Here is a 4,191-nt window from a genome sequence, read left to right on the forward strand (position 1 = left end):
CCCCCCCCCCCCCCCCCCCGCCCTCCCGGGCGGTGGGGGGGGCCGCGGTCGTTCACTACCCCCCGCGGGGCCCCCCGCGGGGCGGGGGGGCGCCCCCCCCGGGGCCAAGGTGGCGGCGGCCGGGACGATGTCCTGGGCGACGGTGGCCAGCAGGCCGACGGCAAGGCTGGCGCCCAGCAGCACGGACAGGCTCGGCGCGGCGGCAATGGCCAGCAGCGCCATGGCCAGCAGCAGCGATTTCACGACGATGATGGTACGGCGATCGAAACGGTCGCCCAGCGGCGCGAGGAACAGCAGGCCGAGGGCGTAGCCGAATTGCGTCAAGGTCGGGATCCAGCCGACGGCCTGGTTGCTGGCGTGCAGGTCGGTCGCCAGCACGCCCAGCGTGGGCTGGCTGTAGTACAGGGCGGCGACGGACAGGCCCGTGCTTGCGGCCAGCAGGAAGATCAGAGGCGAGGTCAGCGTCGTGCGGATCGGTATGACAGTCGCCGTCGTGTGTGCGATGCTCATGTTGGACTCCATGGTGGGTGTGTTGTTGCAGTGCATTATGGAGAACCGAAACACGGCCGTGTAGCACCGGCGAACGTCGAACTGTTATACTTCACACGTATGAGCACGGACTTTTCGACGATCAATCCATCTGCCGACCGTATGATGCTGGTCGAAACCTTCGTCCGCATCGTGGATGCCGGCAGCCTGTCCGCCGCCGCACGCGCACTCGCGACGACGCAGCCGACGATCAGCCGGCGTTTGAAGTCACTGGAAAAATCGCTGGGCGTGCGCCTGCTGCAGCGGTCCACGCACGCGATGAAGCTGACGGACGACGGCATGCGCTGCTACGCGCGTGCAAAAGAGCTCATCGCGGGGTGGCAGGAATTCGAGAGCGAGATCCGCGGCGCCGTGGACGAGCCGGTCGGCATGCTGCGCGTCGTCGCGCCGCACGCGTTCGGCCAGCAGCAGCTGGTGGCGCCGCTGGCCGAATACCTGGCGCGTTATCCGCGCATGACCGTGGACTGGGTCCTGCACGACCGCACGCCGGACTTCATCGGCGAAGGCATCGATTGCGCGATCCGCGTGGGCGAGGTGCCCGATCCGTCCATGGTGGCGATACGGCTGGGCGACGTGCCGCGCATCGTCATCGCGACGCCCGGCCTGTTCGAGGGGCGCGCCCTGCCCCTCCATCCGGAAGAACTGGGGACGCTGCCCTGGATCGCGGTCAGCCATTATTATCGCGACGAGGTCACGCTGACCCATGCGCAGACGGAAGAAACGGTACGAATTCCCGTCAAACCGCGCATCTACACGGACAACCTGTACGCGATGCGAAGTGCCGTCGTGCTGGGCGTGGGGGCGGCGCTCGGTTCGCGCTGGGCGCTGCGCGAGGAACTCGACGCGGGCCGGCTCGTGCAGCTCGTGCCGGAATGGCATGCGTCGCCGCTGCCGATCTGGCTGATCTATCCGCCGGCGCGCTTCTATCCGGCGCGGCTGCGGCGGTTCATCGACATCATGCGCGTGGCGGTGCCGCGGGCGTATGGGGTGGTGGCACCGCCGGGGCGCTGACGTCTTCTCGCGCAATAAGCACCGTCGCCCCCGCCTTCGCGGGAACGACGTTCATGCTTCTGCGACTTGCGCTTCGGCCAGCAACGACCGGATCTCGGGAATGCACGACCCGCAGTTGCCACCCGCCTTCGTGCACGCCGTGACGGCCGCCGCATCGCACAGATTGTTTTGCCGGATCGCGATCTCGATCGTCTTGCGCCCCACGCCGAAGCACGAGCACACGGTCGGTCCGGGATCGATGCCCGGCTCTTTCGCCCGGCCGGCAAGAAGGCTGATGCGGTCGGACGGCTCCAGCTGCTCCTTGTCGAACATGCTGGCGAGCCACGTGCGGGCCGGCAGGTCGGCGCGCTGCGCCACGAACAGGCACGCTTCGATGCGGCCGTCGACGAGGTGCACGGCGCGGTACATGCCGCCGTTCTTGTCCTCGACATCGATCCAGTCCGCGTCGTCGTCGTGCACGTCCAGCAGCTTGCGCGCCCAGTCGTGCGCGGCGGCGAACGGCTTGCGGCCCGCCAGTTCGTAGCGGACGAAGTCCTTGCCCTGCACGCGCGTCCAGTTCGACGCCTCGCGCAGCGGCAGCTCCGTGCGCGACAGGATGAAACCGAACCACGTAACGCCGAACGGTTCGATGCGCACCGGCGTGTGCTTGAATTCCGGCTCGCCCGACACGGGGTCGACGGCCGGGTTGACGACGGTGCCCACGCGCGCGTCCGACGCCGTCTGGCCGCTCCAGTGGATCGGCATGAACACGCTGCCGCGCGCGATGCCGCCGCCGTGCTGCACGCGCGCCACGACGGCGCCCCAGTCGCTCGTCACGCGCGCCAGTTCGCCCGCCTTCACGCCGCACAGCAGCGCATCCTGCGGGTGCATGTCGATGTACGGTTCCGGGATGTGCTCGGCCAGTTTCTGCGAGCGGCCCGTGCGCGTCATCGTGTGCCACTGGTCGCGCACGCGGCCCGTGTTCAGCACGAGCGGATATTCACCGCCCGGCAGGTGTGCCGGCGCGCGCGGCACCGTCGGCACGAAGCGCGCGCGGCCGTCGCCATGCGCGAAGCGGCCATCGCCGAACAGGCGTGCGGTCCGTTCTTCCGGCGTACGCACCGGCCACTGCACGGGGTCGAGCGCATCGTAGTCGGCGCGCGTCATGCCCGCGAGGCCACCGATGTCGAACAGGCGGCGGCGCTGGCCCTCGGTGCCGTTACGCCATGCGGACAGGCGCGCGTGCTCGTCGAAGATCTCGTGCGGCGACGTGAAATCGAAGCCTTCGAAACCCATGCGGCGCGCGACGTCGCACATGATGTCCCAGTCGGCGCGCGCACTGCCCGGCGCGGACAGGAACGCGCGCTGGCGCGAGATGCAGCGCTCGGAATTGGTGACGGTGCCATCCTTCTCGCCCCAGCCGAGGGCCGGCAGCAGCACGTGGGCCGCCTCGTTGGTGTCGGTGCCGAGGACGATGTCGGAAGCGACCACCAGCTCGCACTTTTCGAGCGCGCGGCGTGCCTGGTCGGCATCGGGCAGGCTCACGAGCGGATTCGTCGCCATGATCCACACGGCTTTCACTTTGCCGTCCTCGATCGCGCGGAACAGGTCGACGGCCTTCAGGCCCGGCTTCGCCGCCACGTGCGGCGAGCCCCAGAAGTCCTGCAGCGCGGCGCGTTGTGCGGCATCGTCGAGGTCCATGTGCGCCGCCAGCATGTTCGCGAGGCCGCCCACTTCACGTCCACCCATCGCGTTCGGTTGACCGGTCAGCGAGAACGGCCCCATGCCAGGGCGGCCGATGCGGCCCGTGATCAGGTGGCAGTTGATGATCGCATTGACCTTGTCGGCGCCGCTTGTGGACTGGTTCACGCCCATCGTGAACGCCGTCACGACCTTCTCCGTGTTCGCGAACAGATCGTAGAAGCGCTCCAGGTCGCGCGGGTCGAGGCGGCAGGCTTTTGCCACTTCTGCCAGCGTGCCCGCCTTGCCGGCCGCGTCCAGCGCGTCCGCGACGCCCGTCGTGTGGGCTTCGATGAAGCCGTCGTCCGCGGCGTGCTGCGCGAGATGGCCCAGCAGGCCGTCGAACAGCCACACGTCCGTGCCCGGCTTGACCGGCAGGTGCAGGTCGGCGATGTCGCACGTGGCCGTGCGGCGCGGGTCGACGACGACGACCTTCAGTTCCGGACGGTCCTGCTTCGCGCGCGCGATGCGCTGGTACAGCGTCGGGTGGCACCACGCGGCGTTCGAGCCGACGAGCACGATCAGGTCGGCCTGCTCGAAGTCTTCGTAGCAGCCCGGCACGATGTCTTCGCCGAACGCGCGCTTGTGGCCGGCCACGGCCGACGACATGCACAGGCGCGAGTTGGTGTCGATGTTCGCGCTGCCGACATAGCCCTTCATGAACTTGTTGGCGACGTAGTAGTCCTCGGTCAGCAGCTGGCCGGAGACGTACAGCGCGACGGCCTCCGGACCATGTTCCGCGATGATGCGGGAAAAACCGGAGGCCACCTTGTCCAGCGCCTCGTCCCACGACGCTTCGCGCAGGCCGCCGTCTTCACGCAGCATCGGCGCGAGCAGGCGGCCGCGGTTGCCGAGCGTCTCGCCCAGCGCCGAACCTTTTACGCACAGGCGGCCCTGGCTGGCCGGGTGCGC

The 4,191-nt window shown here is 69.0% G+C and carries 3 protein-coding genes; 1 reads left to right on the plus strand and 2 read right to left on the minus strand.

The genetic code is table 11. From position 1 onward, the window contains the following. Window positions 1-510: MFS transporter (locus ACEN88_RS25690; protein ID WP_413344221.1), on the minus strand; the 510-nt coding region annotated here is incomplete at its 3' end. A gap of 99 nt (window positions 511-609) precedes the next feature. Here ACEN88_RS25690 and ACEN88_RS25695 point away from each other — a divergent pair. After that, window positions 610-1,560: a LysR family transcriptional regulator gene (locus tag ACEN88_RS25695; RefSeq protein ID WP_413344223.1), complete on the plus strand. Its 951-nt coding sequence runs from the start codon at window positions 610-612 to the stop codon at window positions 1,558-1,560. A 51-nt stretch (window positions 1,561-1,611) separates the two neighbouring features. Here the strand turns inward: ACEN88_RS25695 and ACEN88_RS25700 are convergent. Further along, the coding region (locus tag ACEN88_RS25700; RefSeq protein ID WP_413344225.1) for a molybdopterin-dependent oxidoreductase at window positions 1,612-4,191 on the minus strand (2,580 nt) is incomplete at its 5' end.

Origin of the sequence: Massilia sp. CT11-108 (assembly GCF_047302915.1) — a bacterium.
Lineage (GTDB): Bacteria > Pseudomonadota > Gammaproteobacteria > Burkholderiales > Burkholderiaceae_D > Telluria > Telluria orientalis.

Bases quoted from the DNA above. Each gene is read 5' to 3' on its own strand.
- ACEN88_RS25695 (WP_413344223.1), top strand. From the start codon at position 610: ATGAGCACGGACTTTTCGACGATCAATCCATCTGCCGACCGTATGATG.